We start from the raw sequence: 22,845 nt of genomic DNA, 5'->3' as shown, positions 1-22,845 counted from the left end.
CCGCCATGACCGCGCACACGACCGGACGTGTCGTCGTCGCCGGCGGCTCCATGGGCGGCCTGCGCGCCGCCGAACAGCTGCGCGCCGCGGGCTGGACCGGGACGATCACCGTCATCGGTGACGAGCCCCACATGCCCTACAACCGGCCCCCGCTGTCCAAGGAGGTGCTGGCCGGCACAGCACCCTTCGAGTCGCTGGCCTTCACGCCGAAGGCGGCCGCAGCCGACGTGGAGTGGCGGCTGGGCACGAAGGTCGTCGCGGCCGACCTCGACCGGCGCGTCGTCGCACTCGACGACGGCTCGGCGATCTCGTACGACGGACTGGTCGTCGCCACCGGCATGCGACCCCGGCGCCTGCGCTGCCCCGGTCCGCTCACCGGCCGCCACACCGTCCGCACCCTCGCCGACGCCCAGGGCCTGCGCGACGAGCTGACCCGCCCCGGTGCCCGCGTGGTCGTGGTCGGCGCCGGCTTCATCGGCTGCGAGGTGGCCGCCACCGCCGTGGGCCTCGGCGTCCGTGAGGTGACCGTCGTCGATCCGTTCCCCCTGCCCATGGTCGGCCCGCTGGGCGAACTGCTGGGTCGTGCGCTGCTGAAGCGGCACGAGGAGCGCGGGGTGCGCTTCGCACTGGGCACCGGAGTGTCCGCTTTCGAGGGCGAGGACCGGGTCACCGGGGTCGTGCTGAGCGACGGCAGCCTGCTGCCCGCCGACGTGGTCGTGGAGTCGGTCGGCTCCGTGGCCAACACCGAGTGGCTGGAGGGCAACGGCCTCGACCTCAGTGACGGCGTCCTCACCTGCGAGCAGCTGCGGGTCGGGGGGCGGCCGGAGGTCGTCGCGGTCGGCGACGTCGCCCGCTTCCCCAACGCCCGCTACGACGGCGTACCCCGGCGTGTGGAGCACTGGTCCATCCCCACCGACACGGCCAAGCACGCCGCGAAGGCCCTCGTCGCCCATCTCACCGGCACAGACAGGGACTTGGCGCCCTTCGCCCCGCTCCCGACGTTCTGGAGCGACCAGCACGACTTCCGGCTGCAGTCCTTCGGCGCCCCCGTCCTGGGCAAGGACGACGTACGGATCCTGGACGGCGACCCCGACGGTGACGTCCTGGTCGGCTACCACGCCGACGGTCGGCTCGTCGGCGTCGTCGCGCTCGGCGGCCAGGCCGCCGCGATGGGCGCCGCCCGCTATCGCGCCCAGTTGCTCAAGCAGCCCGCCCTCACCGCGTAAGGAACCCCTTCATGTCCACTGTCCGTGGTTACTTCCACCCCAAGACGGCGAGCGGCACCTCCTCACTGATCCCGTCCCCGCCGTGGCGCTACTCCGGCGACCTCCTGACCGTCGAGTACCGCACGGATCCCGCGCGGGTGCGTGAACTGCTGCCCGAGCCACTGGAGCTGGCCGACGAGGACCCTGGCGCGGTCGCTCTGATCTGGGCCGACTGGCAGTCCTGCTCGGAATCGGGCCAGGAGCTGCTGGACCCGGTGCTCGCCCAGTACAAGGAGGCGTTCGCGGTCGTGCGCTGCAAGTACCGGGGGCAGACCTACACCCGCTGCGTGTACATCTGGGTCGACAAGGACTTCGCGATCGCGCGCGGACTGCACCAGGGCTATCCGAAGAAGCTCGGCTCGATCCACCAGACCCGCCCGCACCCCTACGGGCCCGCCCCGCGCATCGAGGCCGGCGCCCGCTTCGGCGCCACCCTCGCCGCCGCTGACCGGCGCCTGGCCCAGGCCGTGGTCACCCTGCGCGAGCCGTCCGAGACCAATGGCTTCGTCAACGCCCACCCCATGGCCCACCACCGCTGGCTGCCCTCCATCGAGAAGGGCAAGGGCCTGGCGCTCGACGAGCTGATCGAGTCCGGCGCCGCCTCCTTCGAGGGCGGGCAGCCGTGGCGCGGCGACGCCGAGCTGGAGCTGTTCGAGGCGCCCACCGAGGAACTGGCACGCCTGGAGATACGCGAGCCGATCGCCGCCTACTACCGGCAGGTCGGTGTCGTCTGGGACGGCGGCCGACTGCTGGAGTCCGGCACGTCCGGTGCCGAGTAACCCGCGTACAGACCACAGGACTTGGAGACCGGACATGACCGAGCACACCCTCACGGTGGCCGGGGTCGCCGTCGACACCCGGCACTGGATCGGCGGCGAGCGCGTCGCCTCCACCGAAACGTTCCCCGATGTCTCGCCGATCGACGGCAGCCTTCTGGGGGAGATCTCCCGGGGCACCGCGATGGAGGCCGCGGCCGCGGTGGCCGCGGCGAAGGCCGCTTTCCCCGCCTGGGCCGCCACCCCCCGCGCCGAACGCGCGCGCATCCTGCACGCCGTCGCCGACGGCGTCGAAAAGCGGCTGGAAGAGCTAGCCATCGTCGAGACCACCGACAACGGCGCCCTGCTCCGCTCCCACCGCCGGGGCGTCATGCCCCGCGTCGCCCACAACTTCCGCTTCTTCGCGGACTGGCTGCTGAAGCTGGAGCACGAGGACTTCGAGACGCGCGGGCACACCAACCACGTCAGCTGGGACCCGGCGGGCCCCTCCGTGCTGATCACCCCCTGGAACGCCCCCCTGATGCTGGCCACGTGGAAGGTCGCCCCCGCTCTCGCGGCCGGCAACACGGTCGTCCTCAAGCCCGCCGAGTGGACCCCGCTGACCGCCTCCCTGCTGGCCGACATCACCGCCGAGGCCGGGCTGCCGGCCGGAGTGCTGAACGTCGTCCAGGGTTACGGCTCCGAGATCGGTGACGCCCTGACCTCGCACCCTGACGTGCGGCGGATCAGCTTCACCGGTTCGGTGCCGACGGCGAAGCGGATCTCGGCCTCGGCTGCCGCGAACCTGACCCCGCTCAGCCTCGAACTCGGCGGCAAGTCCCCCCTGTTGGTGTTCGCCGATGCCGACCTGGACCTCGCGGTCGACCTGGCGGTGGAGCAGTACGACAACGCCGGGCAGGTGTGCCTGGCCGCGACGCGCTTCCTGGTCGAGGAGTCGGTCGCTCAGGAGTTCACCCGCCGCTTCGTAGAGAAGGCCGGGCAGCTCACCCAGGGCGACCCGCGTGACGAGGCCACCGACATCGGCCCGAACATCCACCCGCGCCAGTTGGAGAAGATCGACGGGTTCGTGCAGCGGGCGATCGCGGCCGGGGCCCGCGCGGTCATCGGCGGCCACCGCAAGGACGGCCAGTACTACGCGCCGACCCTCCTCACCGACGTCGCCCAGGACTCGGAGATCGTGCAGGAGGAGGTCTTCGGACCGGTTCTGACCCTGCAGACCTTCACCACCGAGGAGGAAGCCGTCCGCCTCGCGAACGGCACGCGTTTCGGGCTGGCCGCCACCGTCGCCACCGGTGACCCCGAGCGCGCCGAGCGCGTCAGCGCCCGACTGGTCGCGGGCACGGTGTGGATCAACTGCTTCTTCGTCCGCGACCTTCAGGCCCCGTTCGGTGGTTCCCGGCAGTCCGGGGTCGGCCGGGAGGGCGGCACCTGGAGCTTCGACTTCTACTGCGACGTGAAGAACACCGTCACCGCGCCGAAGGGATGGCAGGACCATGGGTGAGATCGTCGGGGCGGGCCTGCTCGCCCACGTCCCCACCATCGTGCTCCCCGAGGTCGATCGGCTGGAGCTCAACGAGGGCAAGGAGATCACCCTCGTCACCGGCCTGCACCAGCTCCGCAAGGACGTCTTCGAGCGCGACGACTACGACACCGTCGTCGTCCTGGACTCCCACTGGGCCACGACGGTCGAGTTCGTCGTCACCGCGCAAGCGCGCAGGGCCGGCCTGTTCACCTCCGAGGAGCTGCCGCGCGGCATGTGCCGGATGCCGTACGACTTCCCGGGCGACCCCGAACTCGCCCACAACATCGAGAAGTTCGCGGACAAGCACGGCACCTGGATCACCGCGATCGAGGACGAGTACCTGCCGATCTACTACGCCACCATCAACCTCTGGAAGTTCCTCGGCGAGGGGCTGCCCGACAAGCGGTGGGTGACCATCGGGGTCTGCCAGACCGGCGACATGGAGGACCACCTGCGCCTCGGCCGCGCCCTGGCCGACGGCATCGCCGCCACCCCGGGCCGCCGGGTCCTGCTCATCGCCTCCGGTGCGCTGTCACACACCTTCTGGCCGCTGCGCGAGTTGCGCGACCACGAATCGAGCGACCCCGTGCACATCTTCACGCCGGAAGCGCGCGAGGCCGACCACGAGCGGATCGCCTGGTTCAAGGAGGGCCGCCACGACAAGGTCCTCGACACCATGGACGCCTTCTGGAGGTTCAAGCCGGAGGCGAAGTTCTTCCACTACCTGATGATGGCCGGCGCCCTCGGCGAGCAGGCGTGCGTGGCGAAGGCCCGCCAGTACGGCGAGTACGAGAACTCCATCGGCACCGGCCAGGTACACCTCTGGTTCGACCGCCCGGCCGACGGCTGGACCGGCGCCGGCCTGCCCTCCCCGCACAACCCTCACAGCCGTATCTAGAAAGGCCCGCCATGCCCGAGTACCGCCGCATCCTGCTGGACGGCGCCGCCGTCCAGGTCACCGTCGACGGCGACGAACTCGTCGCCGGGGACGGCCGCCGCGTCAAGATCGAGGACGCGCAGCACCTGCCGCCGGTCGTGCCGTCCAAAGTGATCGCCGTCCACCTCAACCACCGCAGCCGCGTCGACGAGTTCCGGATCGACCTCCCGGACACTCCCACGTACTTCCACAAGCCCACCTCCTCCCTCAACTCCCACAAGGGCGCCATCGTCCGCCCCGAGGGCTGCAGGTGGCTCAACTACGAGGGCGAGGTCGCCATCGTCATCGGGAAGACCGCGCGGAACATCTCCCCGGCCGAGGCGGGGGAGTACATCGCGGGCTACACCGTCGCCAATGACTACGGTCTGCACGACTTCCGCGACACCGACGCCGGGTCCATGCTCCGTGTGAAGGGCTCCGACACCCTCTGCCCGCTCGGCCCCGGTCTCGTCACCGACTGGGACTTCCACGGCAAGAGCCTGCGCACCTACGTCAACGGCGAGGTGGTGCAGGACGGTTCGACCGACGAGATGAAGTGGGACATGCACTACCTCGTCGCCGACATCGCCCGCACCATCACCCTCTACCCCGGTGACGTGCTGCTCTCCGGTACCCCGGCCAACTCCCGGCCCGTCCAGCCGGGCGATGTGGTCGAGGTGGAGGTGGAGGGGCTCGGCCGGCTGACGAACCGCATCGTGACCGGCCCGACCCCCATCCGTACCGACGTCGGCGCCCAGCCCACCGAGTCCGAGGAGGTCCTGTCCACGGCGCTCGGCGGCGACTGGGAGTTCCGCGGCATCCGCCCGCCCAGGCGCTGACAAACGCCCATGAGACGGCGCCGCACCGGGCCTGCCGACCGAGGCGTCCGGTGCGGCCGCCTGCCCAGGTAGGGTCGCCCCCATGACCGAGTCCACCGACGCCCCCAAGAGCCGGACCTCACGCAAGCGCCTGCAGTACGGCGAGGGCCGGGAGGCCCTGCTGAACGCCGCCGTGCGTGTGGTGGCGCGGGGCGGCCTGCGCCGGCTCACCTACCGGGCCGTCGCGGAGGAGGCCGGGGTCACCCATGGCCTCGTGGTGCACCACTTCGGTTCGCGCGATGCCCTGATCGAGGAGACCCTCGCCCACACCATCCGTACCTCGCTGAGCACCAGTGCGCTCGAACCGGGCACCGGCAAGGTCGCGGACTTCTCGGCGGGCCTGTCGGAGATGGTCACGGCGGACCCGGACCTCCAGGCGTTCCAGTACGAGCTGCTGCTGGAATCGCGCCGCCGCCCGGAACTGCTGCCCCAGATCCGCGCACTGTACGACCAGTACTTCGACGCCACCCAGCGCGAACTGACCCGCATGCTGCCCGCCGGCGCGGACAAGGCACTGACCCGGCTGGTCTTCGCCGCGCTCGACGGCCTCGTACTCCACCAGCTCGTCCTCGGTGAGCCCGAGGTCACGGATGCCGCACTGGAAGAGCTGCGCTCCTTGCTGAGGCTCCTCGACGCCAGCGGTGACGGTGCCGGCGACCGTACCGCCGAGGACGGCTGATAACCCCTCTGACCTGCTTGTTCCAAGGCTCCGGACGTTCCGCGTCCGGAGCCTTTCGCTGTCCGGCGCCATGATCTCGTTTGATTCCGTACGAGTAAAGACTTGGTTACGGCCGGCGGAAGCATTGACGCAGCTTTCCAGATGGATAATTCTCGCCTGCATGGCAGGGACCGTCCGCGGCCGCCATGCATCCCTAGGAGAGATCCCCATGACCATCGAGGCTCCCGCAGCCGAGCTGCTTCCGTTCCGCGACCCCGGCTACCGCGCGAACCCCGCTCCGTACTACGCCCGGCTCCGTGCGGAGGCGCCCGTCTACCGGCACCCGATCGGCGTGTACGTGGTGTCCCGCTACGAGGACGTCGCGAAGCTGATCCGCAATCCCACCCTCAGTGTCCGCAAGCTCGACTTCGGCGTGGCCGATCCGCTGCACGACACGGTGCTCGGCCAGGACGCCCCCGACCACACCCGGCTGCGCCGCATCACCAACCGCTGGTTCACGCCCAAGGCGGTCGAGGAGTGGTCCAAGGTGATGCAGGCGTCCGTGGACGCCGTGCTCGACAAGGCGGTTGAGGCGGGCGGCACGCTCGACGCGGTGGACGACCTCGCCCTGCGCTCCACCTTCGAAACCATCTGTCACATCTTCGGTGTCGAGCCCACGAAGATGCTGGAGATCCAGAAGGCCACCTATGACATCGGCGTCAGTCTCGGACCCGGGGCCGACGAGGACGACTGGCGGGTCACCGGTGAAGCCTTCGAGTGGTACGAGCAGCACATCCGCGCCCTGATCGCCCACAAGCGCGCCCACCCCGGCAGCGGACTGATCGACCACTTCCTCGCCGAGCAGGACGCGGGGAACATGACCGAGAACGAGGTCGTCTTCTCGATCCTGCTCTTCTTCGCCGTCGGCCACCTGGACATCAAGCACCTCATCGTGCAGGGCATCCGGCACATGGCCGAACGCCCCGAGTACATCGGGATCTACCGCGACCGGCCGGACATCCGTCCCGGCTTCATCAACGAGGTGCTGCGCATCGAGACCCCCGAGCAGATGGTCTCGCGCCTCACCACCCAGGAAACGGTCATCGGCGACACGACCGTGCCCGCCGACGAGGTCCTCGTCCTGCTCATCGGCTCCGCCAACCGCGACCCGGAAGCCTTCCCCGACCCGGACCGTTTCGACCACAACCGGCCGGCCGCCGCGAGCCAGCACCTGGCCTTCGGCTCGGGCCAGCACGGCTGCGCGGGACAGGTGCTCGCCCGCGCGCAGGCCGACGTCGTCTTCACCGCGCTGGTCAACCGCTTCAGCGCGATCGAACTCGCCGGTGAACCCACCTTCACCCACACCGAGTTCCTGCGCAGCATCGCCCACCTGCCGATCCGGCTGCGCTGACCGCACGCCGGCCGCTCCCCCCAGCACACAGCACAGCAACACACCCAGGAGTCATCATGCGGGTCGAAGTCGACCTCAAGAAGTGCCAGGACCACGGCCAGTGCGTGTACGCCGCCCCCGAACTCTTCGCCCTGGACGAGCAGGGACGCCTGTCCCTGCGGAACGAGGTCACCGAGCTGTACACGGCGGAGCTGGACGCGGCGAACGTCGACCAGGTGCAGGAAGCCGCGGACGTCTGTCCGCTGCAGGCCATCACCGTCCACGAGTGAGCCGGTTACGGCTGTGTAAGAAGCAGGGCGGTGGCGGAAAATCATCGTTCAACCCCTTGTCATGTGGATAGTTCCACCTCCACTATGGGGCAACTCGTTTGGCTCCAAAATAAACCTCCTTCGCTCCGCTCCCTGGCAGGTGATCCCCGTGGACAGTCAAACGGTCCAGAGAAACCAGACCGTGCAGGACGAACCCACCGCTGGCCGACTCAAGCCCAACTCCCTCGGCGTCCTCGGCATCCTCTTCTTCGTCCTCTCCGCACAGGCCCCCCTGACCGGCATCGCCGGGGCTGTGCCCATCGCCGTCGCCATCGGCAACGGCGCGGGCATGCCCGCCGCCTATGCCGGGGCCGGCATCGTCATCCTGCTGTTCTCCGTGGGCTTCGTCGCCATGGGGCGCCATGTCGTGGACGCCGGTGCCTTCTACACGTACATCGGCAAGGGGCTCGGCCGCCCGACCGGCTCCGGCAGCGCCGGTGTCGCGCTCTTCGCCTACTGTGCGGTCCAGGCGGCCATGTACGGGCTGTACGGATCGATCGTCAGTGGGCTCGTGGAGCAGTACGCCGGTCTGAACGCCCCGTGGTGGGTCTGGGCCCTGGTCACCATGGCGATCGTCCAGGTCCTCGGTGCGGCCGGCATCGAGATGGGGGCCAAGGTGCTGGCCGTGTTCGTCCTGGCCGAGTTCAGCATCCTGCTCGTCTTCGCGCTGGTCACCCTTTTCAAGGGCGGCGGCCCCGAGGGGCTGGGTCTCGCCGACAGCTTCTCGCCGCACGCCGCGCTCCAGGGTGCTCCCGGCGTGGCCCTGATGTTCGCCGTCGCGTCGATGTTCGGCTTCGAGGCCACCGCCATCTACGGCGAGGAGGCGCGCGAGCCCCGCAGGACAGTGCCCCGGGCCACGTACCTCTCCGTCGCCGTGATCACCGGCTTCTTCGCCTTCACCTCGTGGATGCTGGTCTCCGCCCACGGCGCCTCCCGCGCCACCGCCGAAGCCGGCAAGGCGCTGGCGAACGGTGACGCCACGGCATGGGTCTTCGCACCGATCACCGCGCAGTTCGGCGCCTGGGTGGGCGACGTCCTGCCGGTCCTCCTGGCGACCTCCCTCTTCGCCGGCCTGCTCGCCTTCCACAACTCCGCCAACCGCTACCTCTTCTCCCTCGGCCGCGACGGCCTGCTGCCCCACGGGCTGACCGCGATCAACCGGCGTCACTCCCCGTGGGTGGCGGGCAGCGTGCAGACCGGGCTCTCCCTGCTGCTCGTCATGCCCTTCGCGCTGCTGGGCAAGGACCCGGTGCTGACCCTCTTCTCGTGGTTCAGCGGGGTGGCCGTGCTGGCGATCATGCTCCTGTACTTGCTGACCTCCGTGTCGGTGGTCGTGTTCTTCCGGCGCGAGCGGCTGGACACCCGCACCTGGAACACTCTGATCGCCCCCATCCTGGGCGCGCTCGGCATCGCCGGTGCGATCTGGCTGATCCTGGCCAACTTCACGACCCTCATCGGCGGTGACTCGACCACGGCGACCTGGCTCGAACTCGCCGTCCCGGCGGTCCTGGTCCTCGGCGTCGTCACCGCCCGCGTGACGCGTGACCGGGCGACGGACCAGGTCTGAGGAGGCTGCTTCTCGCGGTGTGACCGGTCCGGTTCCCGCTCTCCCGGGACCGGGCCGGTCACGTCAGGCTCCCACCCGCCCGCGGACGATCCATTGAGCACGGGATACGTGTGGCACGAGCTGTTCGGCTGGGCCGACAGCGGCAGCGGCGGCTGCACGAACTCGTCGCCGTGTCCGGCCTGATCGGCCATCTGGAACGCGTCCACCACGGCAACGGCACCCACAGCGCCGGCTCTCCGCCGATCCAGGAACCCACGGCCGTCTCGTCGTGGACCGACCAAGGCGCGCCAAGCGACGTGATCAGGTCCCAGCCGTCGGCGGCCGGGAAGTAGAAGGCCACGTCCGGCGCGTGGTGGAGGTGTCCGGGTACGACGGTCACGACGTGCAGGTCGTATCCGCGCCGGGCGCGCCGGGCCCCGACCGAACCCGGGATCGGTCACGTGGTCGTGCTGGATGACGAGTGCGCGCACGGTGGGCTCCCTCCCGGGTTCACGGCCCCGTCGGATCGATCCGTGAACTCTTGTGACGGTGGAGCCCACGCCATATCGTTTGGAATCAAATAAAGTCTCCGGAGGTTGCGCATGCTGGACATCACCCACGAGGAATGGCTGCGCCGAGCCAAGGCACTGGACCTGGCCGGCGCGCATCACATCGACGGTGTCGACGAGGGCGGGGGAGGGGCGACCTTCGCCGCCGTCTCCCCCCGCGACGGCCAGGTGCTGACCCAGGTCGCCGACGGGGGCACGCAAGAGGTGGACGCGGCCGTGGCCGCCGCCCGCCGGGCCTTCGACTCCGGCCCCTGGCCCCGCCTCGCACCGGCCGACCGCGGCCGGATCCTGCTGCGCATCGCCGACCTGCTCGAAGAGCACCGCGAGGAACTGGCGTTGACCGTCAGCCTGGAGATGGGCAAGCCGATCACGGACGCGTACGAGATCGAGCTGCGCGCCGTCATCAACACGTTCCGCTGGTACGGGCAACTCGCCGACAAACTCACCGACGAGTCGCCCCACACCGCCCCCGATGCCCTGGCGCTGGTCACCCGGGAGCCTGCCGGTGTCGTGGGCGCTGTGGTGCCGTGGAACTTCCCCCTGACACTGGCCGGTTGGAAGGTTGCCCCTGCACTCGCGGCGGGCTGCACCGTCGTACTGAAGCCGTCGGAGAACTCCCCGCTCTCCGCCCTGCTGCTCGGTCGGCTCGCCACCGAGGCCGGCCTGCCGCCGGGTGTGCTCAACGTGGTGGGCGGCAAGGGCCCCGTCGCCGGGCGAGCCCTCGGTCTCCACCCCGATGTCGACGTCCTGGCCTTCACCGGCTCGACCGCCGTGGGCCGTCACTTCCTGCACTACGCGGCCGACTCCAACCTCAAGCGGGTGTGGCTCGAACTCGGCGGCAAGTCCCCCAACATCATCTTCCCGGATGCGCCCGACCTGAAGAAGGCCGCTGCCACCGCCGCGTGGGGCATCTTCTTCAACCAGGGCGAGATGTGCACCGCCCCCTCCCGGCTGCTGGTGCACTCCTCCATCGCCGAACAGGTCACCGACGCGATCGTGGCACGAGCCCGGGAACTGGTCGTCGGGGACCCGCTCGTACCGGCGACCGAGATGGGCGCGATGGCCGGTGAGAGCCACCTCGAACGGGTCCTCGGCCACATCGAGACCGGCCTCGAGGAAGGCGCCCGCCTGCGCGTCGGCGGCGGCCGCACCCTGGCCGAGACCGGCGGCAGCTTCCTGCGCCCCACCGTCTTCGACCACGTGCGCCCCGGCATGCAACTGGCCCGCGAGGAGATCTTCGGCCCCGTCCTGTCCGTCCTCACCTTCGACGACCTCGACGAGGCGGTCCGGCTGGCCAACGACACCGAGTACGGCCTCGCCGCGGGCCTGTGGACATCCGACCTGTCCACCGCCCACCAGGTCTCCCGCGCGCTCAGGGCCGGCACCGTCTGGGTCAACTGCTACGAGGAGGGCGACCTGACCGTCCCCTTCGGCGGCATGAAGCAGTCCGGCAACGGCCGCGACAAGTCCGCCCACGCCATCGAGAAGTACACCGAACTGAAGACCACCTGGATCCAGCTGTGACCCGACCCCTGATCGCGATCCCCGCCCGCTTCTCCGCGACGACCTCCGCACTGCGCTACGCCGCCGAGGTCAACGCCCGCGCGCTGATCGAGGCGGTGTGGCGGGCGGGCGGCGAACCGGCGAGCATCCACCCCGCCTCCCAAGACGTGGCCGAGCGTCTCGCTCGCTTCGACGGCGTCCTGCTCCCCGGCGGCGGAGATCTGGCCCCGCACCGCTACGGCGCAGCAGACACGCACGAGAGCGTCTACGACGTAGACGACCTCCAGGATGACTTCGACATCGAGGTCGCCCGCCAGGCCATCGACTCGGGCCTGCCCCTGCTCGCGATCTGCCGCGGACTCCAGGTCGTCAACGTCGCCCTCGGCGGCACCCTGGAGCAGGACATGGGCGGCCCGGAACGCGAGCACCGGCATGTCGTCCACCCCGTGGCGATCCAGCGCGGCACCTTGCTGGAGCAGGCGACCGGCGCGCAGAAGGTCGAGGCGTCCTGCTATCACCACCAGCGCGTCCACCGTGCCGGCGTGGGACTCGCGGTCACCGCGCGTGCGGCCGACGGCACCGTGGAGGGGCTCGAACTCCCCGGTGTCCACGGATGGTTCACCGCCGTCCAGTGGCACCCGGAGGACACCGCCCACGAGGACCCCGCCCAGCAGGGGCTGTTCGACGCCCTGGTCCGAGTCGCCCACGACAGACGCTGACACCGCAGGTGACATTCTTCGGCGGCACCAGGCTGCCGAAGCCCCGGCCGGCGCCGGAACTCGACAATGCCGCCCTGGGCCGGGTGCTCAGAGGTATCGCCTCTTTGCGGGGGCCCGGGCCCTCAGGACCTCGCCAGCGCCCGGATCGAGCAGCTCCTGCGGGACACCGCGCCCGGCTGGGACCGCCGCTGCCACGGGATCTCCGTGCTCGCGCAGGCTGCTCCCGCGCCGGCCCGCGGGTGGCACAAGGCCGGCCGCGCGATGCGGACGCGCTGGTTCTCGCCGGGTGGGCCGAACTGGCCACGGAGCCCTGGGGCGCCCGGCGCTCTGCCGTCTCGCCGCCGAGGCGCGTCCGGTCGATCCGACGCCCTGGGTGGGCGCGCTGACGGTGCCGCGGTCGCTGGGGCGGTCCGTGCCGAGCTCGCACCGCTCTTGGAGAAGATCCGCGTGCGTGATCCGTGGCACCGGCACGCGCATCTGCAGATCCTGGGCTACCTCTCCCCGCAGGAGCAGAGGAGCCAGAGCCCGTCGCGAGACTTCCTTCACGACGTCGTCGCCGTCATGCCGCCGGACGCTCCGGCGGCATGCCTGACGTTGACGGCCGCCGTACGGCAGGACCACCGCGACGTGGACGGAGGAGGAGTCCGGGGGCCGGGGGCCGGGGCGAGCCAATGCCGGACACAGCCGCATGTCGCACCATGGGTGGATCAGGCGCTGGCCTCCTGGCTGAGCCCCGGCCACCTTGCGCCAGGCAGCCGCCGTCGCCGGCCTCGGGCTGCTTGCCTACTGTCTGGTGCGCGCCGGCCGCACGGGTGACGCATGCCCGGTGTTCACTGCGATCGACAGCTTGGTGACACCCTGGCCATGGGACCGCGAGGGAGAGCCACTGGAGCGCACACCTTCTGTGCCAGCTACGCCAGCCGCCTGTGGTCGTGCGTACAGCTCGCCGGGCCTGAGGGCTGGGCAGACGGCGAGCATGCGCGCGTACTGCCTGCCCGGCCCCGACGCCGGCGGTGCCTTCCCCCGTCGGCGCGCACACGGCTGTGGGGCCGAGTCCGAACAGGCTCGGCCCCGCAGCTTTCCCGTCAGGGTCGGCCGCGCTCGGCGGCTTCGACGATGTTGCTCAGCAGCATGGCCCGGGTCATCGGCCCCACCCCGCCCACCGGTGGGGCCAGGGAGCCGGCGACCTGGTCGACGTCCGGGTGGACGTCCCCGAGGATGCCCTCCACGGTCCGGGTGATACCCACGGACAGGACCGTGGCGCCGGGCTTGATCCAGTCGGGCCCGACGAGGTGGGCCACGCCCGCCGCGGCCACGACCACGTCGGCGACCCGGGCATGGGCCGCGATGTCCTGGGTGGCCTCGTGGCACAGGGTGACCGTGGCGTGTTCAGTGCTGCGGGTCAGCATCAGGCCCAGCGGACGGCCCACCGTGATGCCGCAGCCGATCACGCAGAACTGTCTGCCGGTGATGGCCACCTGGTTGCGGCGGAGCAGGTCGATGATGCCGCGGGGCGTGCAGGGCAGCGGCCCGGGAATGCCGAGCACCAGGCGCCCGAGGTTCCCAGGGTGCAGCCCGTCGGCGTCCTTGGTGGGATCGACGAGCTCCAGTACGGCGTGGGTGTCGATGTGGGCCGGCAGCGGCAGCTGCACGATGAAACCGGTGCAGGCCGGGTCCGCGTTGAGCCGGAGCACGGCGGCCTCGACGTCGGCCTGGGAGGCGGTGGCGGGCAGCTCCACCCGGATCGACGCGATGCCTACCTGGGCGCAGTCGCGGTGCTTGCCGCCGACGTAGGAGTGGCTGGCCGGGTCGTCGCCGACCAGGATGGTCCCCAGGCCCGGGGTGACGCCCCCTGCCTTCAACGCCTGGACCCGGGCGGCGAGTTCGGCCTTGATCTCGGCTGCCGCGGCCTTGCCGTCGAGCAGCGTCGCGGTGGTCATGGTCGTAGGAACCTCTCGGGTCAGGAGAACACGACGGTGCGGGAGCCGGTCAGCACGACCCGGTCCTCGGCGTGCAGGCGCACCGCCCGCGCCAGGACGACCCGTTCGACGTCCCGGCCGATGGCGACCAGCTCCGGCGCCGTGTGCCGGTGTCCGACGCGCACGACGTCCTGCTCGATGATCGGGCCCTCGTCCAGGTCGGCGGTGACGAAGTGGGCGGTGGCGCCGATGAGTTTGACGCCCCGGTCGTGAGCCTGGTGGTACGGCTTGGCGCCCTTGAAGCCCGGCAGGAACGAGTGGTGGATGTTGATGACCCGCCCCGACAGCTTGCGGCACAGGTCGTCGGAGAGGACCTGCATGTAGCGGGCGAGGACCACGAAGTCGACCCGGTGTTCGGCGACCAGCCGCACCAGCTCGGCCTCCGCCTCCGGCTTGGTGTCGCGGGTGACCGGGAGGTGGACGAAGGGGATGCCGTAGCTCTGCGCGACGGGCGCCAGGTCGGGGTGGTTGGAAACGATGAGCGGGATGTCGACGGGCAGTTCGCCGAGACGCCAGCGGTAGAGGAGGTCGACCAGGCAGTGGTCGAACTTCGACACCATCAGCAGGACTCGGCGTCGCTGCTGCTCCGGACGCAGGGACAGCACGGGGTCGAAGCGCGCCAGGCGCAGGGAGAGCTCGTCCCGCAGGCTCTCGACGTCGGCCTGCGGGGTCTCCAGGACCACCCGGATGGTGAAAGTGCCGGTGCCGGGATCGGAGAACTGGGCGCTCTCCAGGATGTTGCCCTTGGCCTCGGTGATGCCACCGGACAGGGCGTGCACGATGCCCGGCTGGTCGGGGCAGCTGACGGTCAGGATGTAGCGCTGCATGGCTGCGGTGCCTTCCTGCTCAGGCCCGTACGCGGGTGCGCTCGGGGTCGTACACGGGGGTGGGCTTCACCGTGGCGTCGGCCTTGGAACCGTCGGCGGCGACCGCGGTCAGCGCGGTCCCCGGCTTCACCGCGTCGCGGTGCACACGGGCGAGCCCCAGGGTGGCGCCGTCGAGTACGGGCGAGGGCACGGCCATCGTCACGTAGCCGACGTCCCGTCCGTCCAGCTCCAGGCGCGCGCCCTCGGCCGCCTCGGGCGCGGCGTCCACGACGACGCTGACCACACGCCCCTGTGCGGTGCCCTTCTTGGCGAGCAGCGCGTCGCGGCCCTGGAAGGGGCCCTTGTCGAAGTCGATCGCCCAGCCCATCCGGCATTCGAACGGGGTGACGGTGTGGTCGTACTCCAGCTCACCCATGATCATTCCGGCCTCGGTGCGGCAGGTCAGGAGGGCGAGCGCGCCGGCGGCCTTCACCCCGAGGCCGGCCCCCGCGTCGAGGACCGCGTCCCACAGGTCCAGCGCCCGCCCGCGCGGCACCTGGATCTCGTAGCCGAGTTCGGCGGTGAACCCGATCCGGCTGACCTGCGCACCGATACCCGCGACCAGGACGTCCCGGATGAAGGTGTAGTAGGGGAGGGCGGTGTTGGAGACGTCGACGTGCGTGAGCCGCTGGAGAACCTCGCGGCTGCGCGGTCCCTGCAGGGTCAGTACGGCGAACTCGTCGCGCCGCTCGGTGACCGTGGTGCCGTCGGGGGCGTGCGCGGTCAGCGATTGCTGGGTGGCGGGGTTGCCGCCGGTGACGACCACATGGCCGGGCGCGAGGACGGCCACGGTCACGTCGTCGACCATGAAGCCGTCCGCGTCGGCGACCACGCCGTAGGCGATGCGGCCCTCGCCGAGCCCGCGGACGCTCCGTGAGAAGACGGCGTCGACGGTGGCGAGCGCGTCCTCGCCCTCGACGTGCCACTTGTAGAGCATCGAGTAGTCCAGCGCACCGGCGGCGGTGCGGAACGCCTCGTACTCCTCGGCCGGATCCGTGATGAACAGGGGCACGGCATGGCCGTAGACGTCCATCCACTCCGCGACGCGGTCGTCGTACCGCGGGGAGAACGGGGTGCTGCGCAGTTCTTCGGGCAGGGCCATAGGAACTCCAGTGAGGGGGAGGAAGTGAGGCACCGCCGAGAATCTATCCATTCGGATAACTTGTCAATAGGATAGTTTTGCTCGTGAAGGCGAGCGCAGGGGGAGAGAAAAGGGGGGTGCATGACCGAGGCGGTGGTCGATCAGGGGCCCGGCGGTCAGGACAATCGGCCGGGATACGGTCAGGGGCGGGAAGCCTTGATGGCCGCGGCCGTCAAGGTCGTCGCGCGAGGGGGCCTTCGGAAGCTGACGTACCGGTCCGTGGCTGCCGAGGCCGGTGTGACCCACGGCCTCGTGGTCCACCACTTCGGATCACGTGACACGCTGCTCGAAGAGGCTTTGGGCTGGGCTGTGCGGCGCAGCATCGAGACGTCGTCGCTGGTGCCCACCAGCGGCCGCCTGGAGGACTTCGCCGCGACGCTCGCCGCGTTCATCGCCGCCGATCCGGATCTGCAGGCCTTCCAGTACGAACTGAAACTGGAGGCGAGCCGCAGGCCCGAACTGCAGCGGCATGTCGACGCCCTCTACGACGCCTACCGCGATGCCGTCCGCGAGGCACTCGCCTGCTACGACGTGTCGCAGGAGATGACGGAGGTCGTCTTCGCGGCCCTGGACGGCCTCGTCTTCCACCAGGTCACCTCGGGCGATCCGCGGCACACCGAAGAGGGTGTCGAAGCGCTGCGTCGGCTCCTTGCGGCGCACCGCGCACAGACGCCGTCGGCGCCGTTCGGCGGTACATTGAACTGATCGGGAATGCATACGACTGGTGCCCGCCATGACAGGTCTCATCCGCCCGCACGAAGCGGGGCCGGAACAACCGGAACAGGGACGGTCCCGATCCGGCCAAGGCATCGGCCCCGGCTCGCTGACGGCTGGGCGTGCGACCGCCGTGCTGGACGAGCGGATGCGGTTCATTGGCTGGAGCCCCGAGGCAGAGGCCCTGTTCGGACACCGGCCGGACGAGGTCCTGGGCCGCTCCGCCGACGCGATCCTGGCAAGTCAGGTACCGCCGATCTTGCATGAGGGTCCGTCAGCTTGCTGACGGACCCTTTCGGCTTGTTCGGGGCGGAGTTCCGTCGAGGTCTCCAGGTCCTCGACTTACTTGGTCGTCTGGTCGTCGAAGATCTCCTGGGTGTACTGGTCCATGGTCTTGGTGTCGACGCCGTCGCAGGCGTCGGGGCGCTTGCTTTGTGTGCCCTTGAAGTCCTTGACCTGCTTCTCCAAAGCGGCCTTACAGGCGGCGAGGTCGGGCTTGTCGCTGCTGCTGCAGGCGGCTGTCGTAGCGGCGAGGGCGAGCAGGACGGCTGTGATGGCTGTACGGGTGCGCATATTTCCTCCTGGGACTGTTTGGCACTGATGGGCATCGTGCGGCAGGTGGGAGCCTGGTGAAGGTGCTGTGACAGTTGTGAACAGCACGTTCGCGGCCTGTTCGACGGGGTCGTCACCGGGGTGTCGGGGCCGCGGTGAGGGCCGCGGAGGTGAGCGGGGGCGTCGAAACCTCACCCGCTCGCCTCCTTCGGCGGGGTTGCGGAGAGGGAGTGCCCCGTGGGGGTGTGAACGGCTGTTCAGACGAGCCGCTTACGTCCCCAGATGAAGAGGAAGCCCACGATGCCGGCGGTCAGGGCGAACAGGATCGATGCTCCGAACCACTGCATACTGCTCATCTGTGAGATGGGGATGTAGTCGATCGACCCGCCGACGATGTCCGCTTTCTTCATGCACGACGTGGTCGCCTCCTCCGACAGCGTGTCCGTACACGTGGTCAGGTCGAACAGTTTTCCGCTGCCGCTGACATACGAGGCGTCGAGCACGTGCGCGGTGCGGGGCACCTCCGGAAATGTGATCCGGCCGCCGGGGCTGATGGGCTTGCTGGTGGCTGTGACGATGTCACCGAGCGACAGCTTGAAGTAGCCCCAGAGGGCCTGGAGGGCGACGGTGAATCCGAGGGTCACGACCATGGCCGCCAGCGTGCGGCGCAGGATCACACCGATCAGCACCCCGCCGAACACGCAGAGGAGGGAGAGGGCGACGGGCACCGGACCCGTGGTGTTGAAGAACTCCCGGGAGGTCCAGTCGAGGTCCGCGTAATGGAGCTTGACGGGGTTCCACCACCAGGCGAACACAGCCGACAGCGTGACCGTGGCCACCGTCACCACCAGCCCGGTCAGCGCCAGCTTCGTGGCGAGCCAGCGGTTGCGGCTCACGGACTGGGCGGCGATCAGCTTGGCCGTGCCGTTCTCCAGGTCGCCTGCGAGCAGCGGGGCGCCGAGGAGGACACCGAGTATGACGGGTATCGCCGTGAGGCCGGTGGTGACGGAAGAGAACGCGCCGACGTACGGATCGAACTGCTTTTCCGCGTCGTCGAGCTTCTTGGCAGGAAAGCCGTAGGCGTTGAGGAAGTCCATCATCTGGGCGCGCTGGTAGATCATCCAGGCCACGCAGAGCACGGTGGCGGCGAGGACGGTCCAGAACGCGGCCCGGTGCTGGCGCCAGACCAGCCACGTCATACCGCTGAGGCGGGGGCGCCGGGTGGCCTCCGTGGTGCTCGCGTTCCCGGCCCCGTGCCTGGGTCCGTTCTTGGTTCCGTTCATCGTCCGGTTCGCCGTACCGTTCCTGCCGTCGGTCGAGGGGTTGGTGAAGGTGCTCATTAGGCAGCCACCGTCCCTGTGCCGAACGCCTGGCCCTGGACCTGGGCGGTGGGAGTGATAAACGGTGGCGCGTCGGGTGAGCGGAGATAGGCGAGCAGGAGTTCCTCCATGCTCGGCGCGGCCGCCTCCCAGGGGCCGGTGACCGGGCCCTCCGGGCGGATCAGCGCGGTGAACTGCCGTCCGCTGGTCCGGGCCTCGACGAGGATGTGGTACTTGAGGAAGTCGGGCAGGCCCTCACCCTCCTTGGCCCCGGTGACCACGGTGTGCATGGTCATCAGCTCGTCCACGTCACCGGCGACGCGCACTCCGCCGCCGGAGACGACGACGAGGAAGTCGCACACGTTCTCCAGCTCGGCGAGCACGTGGGTCGACATCACCACGGTGGTGCCGCGCTCGCCGGCCTCTGCGAGGAGGGTGCCCATGAGTTCGTGGCGCACAACCGGGTCGAGGTCCGCCATCGGCTCGTCTAGCAGCAGCAGATCGGGGCGCTTGCCGAAGGCGAGGGCGACGGCGACGCGAGTGCGCTGGCCACCGGAGAGGGTGCCGATCTTCGCGTCGAAGGGCACATTGCCGGCGCGGACGATGTCCTCGGCGGCGCGCTGGTCCCAGCCGGGGTTCAGCTCCCGCCCCAGCCGCAGGGTCTCCGCCACGGTAAAGCGACGGAACAGCGGCTTCTCCTGCGCGAGGAAGGCCGTACGCCGACCGGACTCCACCGAGCCCGGCGCCCCGCCGAACAGACTGAGCGAGCCCTGCGTCGGCTTCAGGACATGGGCCGCGATGTTCAGCAGCGTGGTCTTGCCCGCACCATTGGGGCCGACCAGCCCGCAGATCCTGCCCGCCGGAAGCCGGAAGGTGCAGTCCCGCAGCGCCCAGCCCCGCCGGTAGCGCATCCCCAGTCCGTGCGCCTCGAGCGCCGGCCCCCCCGCGTACATGACGTCACTCACCTGTGCTCCTCGTTGTCCTGACCCCCGTGACCGCCGTGGTCCCGGTGGCGTACTGCTTCTCCAGCGCCGACGCGACCAGCGCCGCCACGTCCTCCTGCTCCAGACCGGCCCCGGCCGCCTTCGACATCCACGCCACCAGCTCCCCGTACAACGGCGAATCGGTGCCCGTCTCGGGCCGGCCCAGCGTCCGGCGTACGAAGGTGCCCTGGCCCGGTCGCGGTTCGACCAGGCCCTCGCGCTCCAGCTCGCGGTACGCCTTGAGGGTGGTGTTCGGGTTGACGGCGCTCGTCTCGGAGACCTCCTTGGCGGTGGGCAGCCGGTCACCCGGCACCAATACGCCCAGCCGCAGGGCCTGCTTGGTCTGCTGCACGATCTGCTGGAAGGCGGGGACACCGCTCCGCCTGTCGATGCGGTACTCCACGGCCACCACTCCCCTCCACCATCATTCCACTACTCGATTAGTGGAATGATGGTGGAGGGGAGTGACGGCAGTTGTCAACAGGGACCGCGCCCTGCGCTGCCAGGTGCTTCGCCCGCCGACGGTCGTGAAGGGTGACCTTGGCAACACGCGATGAGTTCTGTCCTCTCATGCCGTCCACGGAAAGGGACGTTGCGTGGAGCGGGTGCAACCTCCGCCCCGCCAGCACCACAGGGAGTCCTCCGTGAGACCTGAGTTCACCCGCCGCACCGTCCTCGGCTTGATCGCCGACTCGGCCGCCGCGACCGTCACCGGCGTCTCGGCCGGGTACCGCCCGCGCCGCCGCGCCCGCGTCTCCCGGCGTGACCTGCACCAACACCATCGCCGAGCAGCGGACCGACCCGCACATCACCGTCGAGGGGGTATGGGCGCACGTCAAGCGCAGCCTGGCCAACCTCGCCGTGGTGGACGCCGTCGATCAGCGCGATGAAGTCGCGCTCGCCCATGTCCCGCCACAGTTGGTGCCACTGGTAGGCCGATTTCAGGCTCGCCTTCTGCTCGAACAGCTCGGCTGCCTGCATCCGTACCGTTTCCCGGCGCTGCCGCCCCGCAGCGGGTCGCCCTGAACCGACTCGAAGCCCTCGTACGCAACCGGCTCAAGCGCCTGCAGTACCGGCCCGACACCCTCGACGGCTTCATAGCCGGCACCGGCCTGGCCCTCGACGCCCCAGAGCCACCTTGACGAGCCGAAGTCAGTAGCCGGTGACGCGGCGGAAGGTCCATCGCTGGTTGGAGCTGCCGACGTCGCGGTACTGGATCAGTGCGGCGCCGTCGGCCGTGCTGCCTCCTTTGACGTCGATCACCTTGCCGCTGTTGCGGTTGACCAGGACGAATTCGCCCCCGCTCTGCGGGCGCAGCTGCCACTGCTGGCTCGTCCGGCCGTCGGCGGTCATCTGCACGACCGCCGCGCCGTCCGCCAACGAGGACCCCGCCACATCGAGGACCTTGCCGCTGTTGACGCACCTGATGGTGTGGTAGCCGTCGCCCGTGGACTGGAAGGCCCACTGCTGGTTCGCTACGCCCTTGTCGGTCCACTGGATCACGGCGGCGCCGTCCGTCCTCGAGGCGCCGGAGACGTCGGCGACCTTGCCGCTGCGCACGCTGACGCACTTGTAGGCCCTGGTGGGTGCGATGGTGTACTGCACCGAGTCGAAGTCGACGTAGCCGGTGTTGTTCGGGTTGTAGGTGTAGAGGCCGATCCGGTCGCCGCGGTATCCGCCCCAGGTCAGCTGGTAGGTGCCGCCGAAATTGGTGAACGTGCTTCCGTCGAGGCTGTAGGAGAACTGGCTGACTCCGTTGACGTTCCAGGTGGTGCGCAGCCATATGGCGTTCTGGGTGATCTCCGGGCCGTAGGTCAGGGTGCCGCCGGCGTTGTGCGCGAGGGTGGTGGTGGTCCCCGAGCGGCGGACGCCCAGCCCGGCGTAGGCGGCCGCGTAGTGGCACAGCCCCGCGTGCTGGCCGTCGGCGAGGCCGGCCAGTTCGAGGCGGACAGTCACCGTCGCGCCGCCCGCCGTGCGCAGCACCCGCTGGGTGAGGGTGTTGCCGACCTTGGTCAGGTTGTCGGCCGCCAGCGGCGCGAACGCTTTCAGCCGCAGATAGCCGGGGCGTTCGGTCAGCGACCAGTGGTCCGCGCGCGGCTGGTAGTACCACTCCCACTGCGGCTTGATGCTGATGTCGGTGAACAGGTCGCTGGTCACCACGGGGGGCAGGGCGTCCAGGGGCAGGCCGGGGGTGCCGCCGGCGGGGACCTGGCCGGTCCACACCATGGTGCCGATGCCGTCCGCGCCCACTTGGCCCAGGATCGGCCAGCCGTCCACCCAGGTCACCGGTAGCAGGGACAACGGCCTTCCCTCCCAGTCGCCGTGGCCGTGGTGGGTCACGAAGTACCAGGTGCCGTCCGGAGCCTGAACCAGCCCGCCCTGATTGGGCTCGCGGTCCACCGTGGCGTTGACGTGCTCCAGTTGCCGGGTCTCGTACGGGCCGTAGAGGCTGGAGCTGCGGTTCATCATCAGCACCCGGCCCTCGGATTTCACCTCGCTGTACAGGTGGTAGTAGAGGCCGTTGATCTTGTAGAGCTTGTTGGCCTCGCTGCCCGTCGACTGGTGGATGACCGTGGGCGAGCCGACCAGCGACTTGCCGCCTGGGACAGCTTGAACAGGTTGATCTTGTAGCTGTCCGAGTAGTGCGTGGTGACCAGGTAGCCCTGTCCGTCGTCGTCCCAGAACGGGCACGGGTCGTCCCAGCCGGAGGTCCGCCACACCGCCGTCAGCGGATCCCACGGACCGCTCGGCGACGGGGCCGACGTCATGAAGAAGCCTTCGTCGGGGGTGTTGAAGTACACCCAGTACCGGCCCGAGTGGTAGCGGATGGCCCCGGCCCACACACCACGGCCGTAGCGGTTCATCCGGTCCCAGTTCAGCAGGGGGCCGATCTGGGTGAGATCACCTACCGCGCCGCCGAGTGTGTGCCAGTTGACCAGGTCCTTGGAGTGCAGCACGGCCACGCCGGGCGAATACCCGAACGTGCTGGTGATGCCGTAGTAGTCGTCGCCGACCCGGATGCAGTCCCAGTCACTGAAATCGCCCGGGAGGATCGGGTTGACGTAGGTGCCGTCGCCCTGGTCGCCCCACGTGCCGGCGGGAGGTGTGGCTGCCGCGGCCCTGCCTGCGGGCAGCAGGCCCGTCAGCAGGAGGGCCCCGGTACCGGCTGCGGCAAGCCGGCCGAGCTGTCTTCTGGTGATGTCCATGATGTCCTTCCTTG

At 69.9% G+C, this 22,845-nt stretch carries 23 protein-coding genes and 1 pseudogene; 15 read left to right on the top strand and 9 right to left on the bottom strand.

The annotated features are described in order from the left end of the window. The first annotated feature begins 5 nt into the window (after window positions 1–5). From ACIBW9_RS33895 to ACIBW9_RS33840, 12 genes are all read left to right on the top strand, one after another. A complete protein-coding gene (locus tag ACIBW9_RS33895) occupies window positions 6–1,226 on the top strand; it encodes an NAD(P)/FAD-dependent oxidoreductase (protein WP_398960848.1) in 1,221 nt (406 codons plus the stop codon). A gap of 11 nt (window positions 1,227–1,237) precedes the next feature. Then, on the top strand, window positions 1,238–2,044 hold the full coding sequence (locus ACIBW9_RS33890) for an acetoacetate decarboxylase family protein (RefSeq protein ID WP_398960847.1): 807 nt from the start codon (window positions 1,238–1,240) through the stop codon (window positions 2,042–2,044). A gap of 34 nt (window positions 2,045–2,078) precedes the next feature. Next, a complete protein-coding gene (locus tag ACIBW9_RS33885) occupies window positions 2,079–3,542 on the top strand; it encodes an aldehyde dehydrogenase (RefSeq protein ID WP_398960846.1) in 1,464 nt (487 codons plus the stop codon). Continuing rightward, on the top strand, window positions 3,535–4,461 hold the full coding sequence (locus tag ACIBW9_RS33880) for a 3,4-dihydroxyphenylacetate 2,3-dioxygenase (protein ID WP_398960845.1): 927 nt from the start codon (window positions 3,535–3,537) through the stop codon (window positions 4,459–4,461). Before ACIBW9_RS33885 ends, ACIBW9_RS33880 begins: the two co-directional genes overlap by 8 nt. Before the next feature lie 11 nt (window positions 4,462–4,472). After that, the gene (locus ACIBW9_RS33875) at window positions 4,473–5,318 is read left to right on the top strand and encodes a fumarylacetoacetate hydrolase family protein (RefSeq protein WP_398960844.1); all 846 of its coding nucleotides are present in this window, start codon (window positions 4,473–4,475) and stop codon (window positions 5,316–5,318) included. Window positions 5,319–5,400: 82 nt separating this feature from the next. Beyond that, window positions 5,401–6,036, top strand: coding sequence for a TetR/AcrR family transcriptional regulator (locus ACIBW9_RS33870; RefSeq protein WP_398960843.1), 636 nt, complete (start codon window positions 5,401–5,403; stop codon window positions 6,034–6,036). A 208-nt stretch (window positions 6,037–6,244) separates the two neighbouring features. After that, window positions 6,245–7,426 (top strand): cytochrome P450, encoded by a 1,182-nt coding sequence (locus ACIBW9_RS33865; protein WP_398960842.1) that lies wholly within the window; start codon window positions 6,245–6,247, stop codon window positions 7,424–7,426. A gap of 56 nt (window positions 7,427–7,482) precedes the next feature. Then, window positions 7,483–7,695, top strand: coding sequence for a ferredoxin (locus ACIBW9_RS33860; protein WP_398960841.1), 213 nt, complete (start codon window positions 7,483–7,485; stop codon window positions 7,693–7,695). Between the two features lie 148 nt (window positions 7,696–7,843). Further along, window positions 7,844–9,301, top strand: a complete 1,458-nt coding sequence (locus tag ACIBW9_RS33855; protein WP_398960840.1) for an APC family permease — start codon at window positions 7,844–7,846, stop codon at window positions 9,299–9,301. Between the two features lie 110 nt (window positions 9,302–9,411). After that, window positions 9,412–9,633, top strand: a complete 222-nt coding sequence (locus ACIBW9_RS33850) for a hypothetical protein (protein ID WP_398960839.1) — start codon at window positions 9,412–9,414, stop codon at window positions 9,631–9,633. Window positions 9,634–9,882: 249 nt separating this feature from the next. Further along, entirely contained in the window at window positions 9,883–11,373 is a 1,491-nt protein-coding gene (locus tag ACIBW9_RS33845; protein ID WP_398960838.1) for an aldehyde dehydrogenase, read from the top strand. Continuing rightward, window positions 11,370–12,071 (top strand): gamma-glutamyl-gamma-aminobutyrate hydrolase family protein, encoded by a 702-nt coding sequence (locus ACIBW9_RS33840; protein ID WP_398960837.1) that lies wholly within the window; start codon window positions 11,370–11,372, stop codon window positions 12,069–12,071. Before ACIBW9_RS33845 ends, ACIBW9_RS33840 begins: the two co-directional genes overlap by 4 nt. A gap of 1,085 nt (window positions 12,072–13,156) precedes the next feature. On the opposite strand, the gene ACIBW9_RS33835 is transcribed toward ACIBW9_RS33840, so the two are convergent. Genes ACIBW9_RS33835 through ACIBW9_RS33825 form a run of 3 tightly spaced genes read right to left on the bottom strand, consistent with a single transcriptional unit; the run spans window position 13,157 to window position 16,018 of the window. Then, on the bottom strand, window positions 13,157–14,011 hold the full coding sequence (locus ACIBW9_RS33835; RefSeq protein ID WP_398960836.1) for a bifunctional methylenetetrahydrofolate dehydrogenase/methenyltetrahydrofolate cyclohydrolase: 855 nt from the start codon (window positions 14,009–14,011) through the stop codon (window positions 13,157–13,159). A 20-nt stretch (window positions 14,012–14,031) separates the two neighbouring features. Beyond that, entirely contained in the window at window positions 14,032–14,877 is an 846-nt protein-coding gene (purU, locus tag ACIBW9_RS33830) for a formyltetrahydrofolate deformylase (protein WP_398960835.1), read from the bottom strand. A gap of 19 nt (window positions 14,878–14,896) precedes the next feature. Then, a complete protein-coding gene (locus ACIBW9_RS33825) occupies window positions 14,897–16,018 on the bottom strand; it encodes an aminomethyltransferase family protein (RefSeq protein ID WP_398960834.1) in 1,122 nt (373 codons plus the stop codon). Window positions 16,019–16,138: 120 nt separating this feature from the next. On the opposite strand from ACIBW9_RS33825, the gene ACIBW9_RS33820 reads away from it, so the two are divergent. Together ACIBW9_RS33820 and ACIBW9_RS33815 are read left to right on the top strand one after the other, a co-directional pair. Then, complete coding sequence (locus tag ACIBW9_RS33820; protein ID WP_398960833.1) at window positions 16,139–16,762, top strand: TetR/AcrR family transcriptional regulator; 624 nt, start codon at window positions 16,139–16,141, stop codon at window positions 16,760–16,762. Window positions 16,763–16,790: 28 nt separating this feature from the next. Then, on the top strand, window positions 16,791–17,057 hold the full coding sequence (locus ACIBW9_RS33815) for a PAS domain-containing protein (RefSeq protein ID WP_398960832.1): 267 nt from the start codon (window positions 16,791–16,793) through the stop codon (window positions 17,055–17,057). A 56-nt stretch (window positions 17,058–17,113) separates the two neighbouring features. Here ACIBW9_RS33815 and ACIBW9_RS33810 read toward each other — a convergent pair whose 3' ends face one another. The 4 genes from ACIBW9_RS33810 to ACIBW9_RS33795 all read right to left on the bottom strand — a co-directional run bounded on the left by ACIBW9_RS33810 (window position 17,114) and on the right by ACIBW9_RS33795 (window position 20,028). After that, entirely contained in the window at window positions 17,114–17,344 is a 231-nt protein-coding gene (locus ACIBW9_RS33810; RefSeq protein ID WP_398960831.1) for a hypothetical protein, read from the bottom strand. Window positions 17,345–17,580: 236 nt separating this feature from the next. After that, window positions 17,581–18,663 carry an ABC transporter gene (locus ACIBW9_RS33805; RefSeq protein ID WP_398960830.1) on the bottom strand — a complete coding sequence of 361 codons (1,083 nt, stop codon included), beginning with the start codon at window positions 18,661–18,663 and terminating at the stop codon, window positions 17,581–17,583. Then, complete coding sequence (locus ACIBW9_RS33800) at window positions 18,663–19,595, bottom strand: ABC transporter ATP-binding protein (RefSeq protein WP_398961007.1); 933 nt, start codon at window positions 19,593–19,595, stop codon at window positions 18,663–18,665. Before ACIBW9_RS33800 ends, ACIBW9_RS33805 begins: the two co-directional genes overlap by 1 nt. Window positions 19,596–19,599: 4 nt before the next feature. Further along, window positions 19,600–20,028, bottom strand: a complete 429-nt coding sequence (locus ACIBW9_RS33795) for a GntR family transcriptional regulator (RefSeq protein ID WP_398960829.1) — start codon at window positions 20,026–20,028, stop codon at window positions 19,600–19,602. Window positions 20,029–20,387: 359 nt separating this feature from the next. Here ACIBW9_RS33795 and ACIBW9_RS33790 point away from each other — a divergent pair, with 359 nt between their 5' ends. Next, the gene (locus tag ACIBW9_RS33790) at window positions 20,388–20,651 is read left to right on the top strand and encodes a hypothetical protein (protein WP_398960828.1); all 264 of its coding nucleotides are present in this window, start codon (window positions 20,388–20,390) and stop codon (window positions 20,649–20,651) included. 126 nt (window positions 20,652–20,777) lie between these two features. Here ACIBW9_RS33790 and ACIBW9_RS33785 read toward each other — a convergent pair whose 3' ends face one another. Both ACIBW9_RS33785 and ACIBW9_RS33780 read right to left on the bottom strand, forming a co-directional pair. Continuing rightward, window positions 20,778–21,851, bottom strand: coding sequence for an RICIN domain-containing protein (locus ACIBW9_RS33785; protein WP_398961006.1), 1,074 nt, complete (start codon window positions 21,849–21,851; stop codon window positions 20,778–20,780). A 96-nt stretch (window positions 21,852–21,947) separates the two neighbouring features. Continuing rightward, window positions 21,948–22,831, bottom strand: a pseudogene (locus tag ACIBW9_RS33780) (glycoside hydrolase 43 family protein); the annotation flags it as partial. Between the last annotated feature and the right edge of the window lie 14 nt (window positions 22,832–22,845).

Source organism: Streptomyces sp. NPDC049541, from assembly GCF_044465725.1.
Taxonomy (GTDB): domain Bacteria; phylum Actinomycetota; class Actinomycetes; order Streptomycetales; family Streptomycetaceae; genus Streptomyces.
The sequence above is the reverse complement of the archived record's forward strand: the minus strand, read 5'-3'. Positions and strand labels throughout refer to the sequence as shown.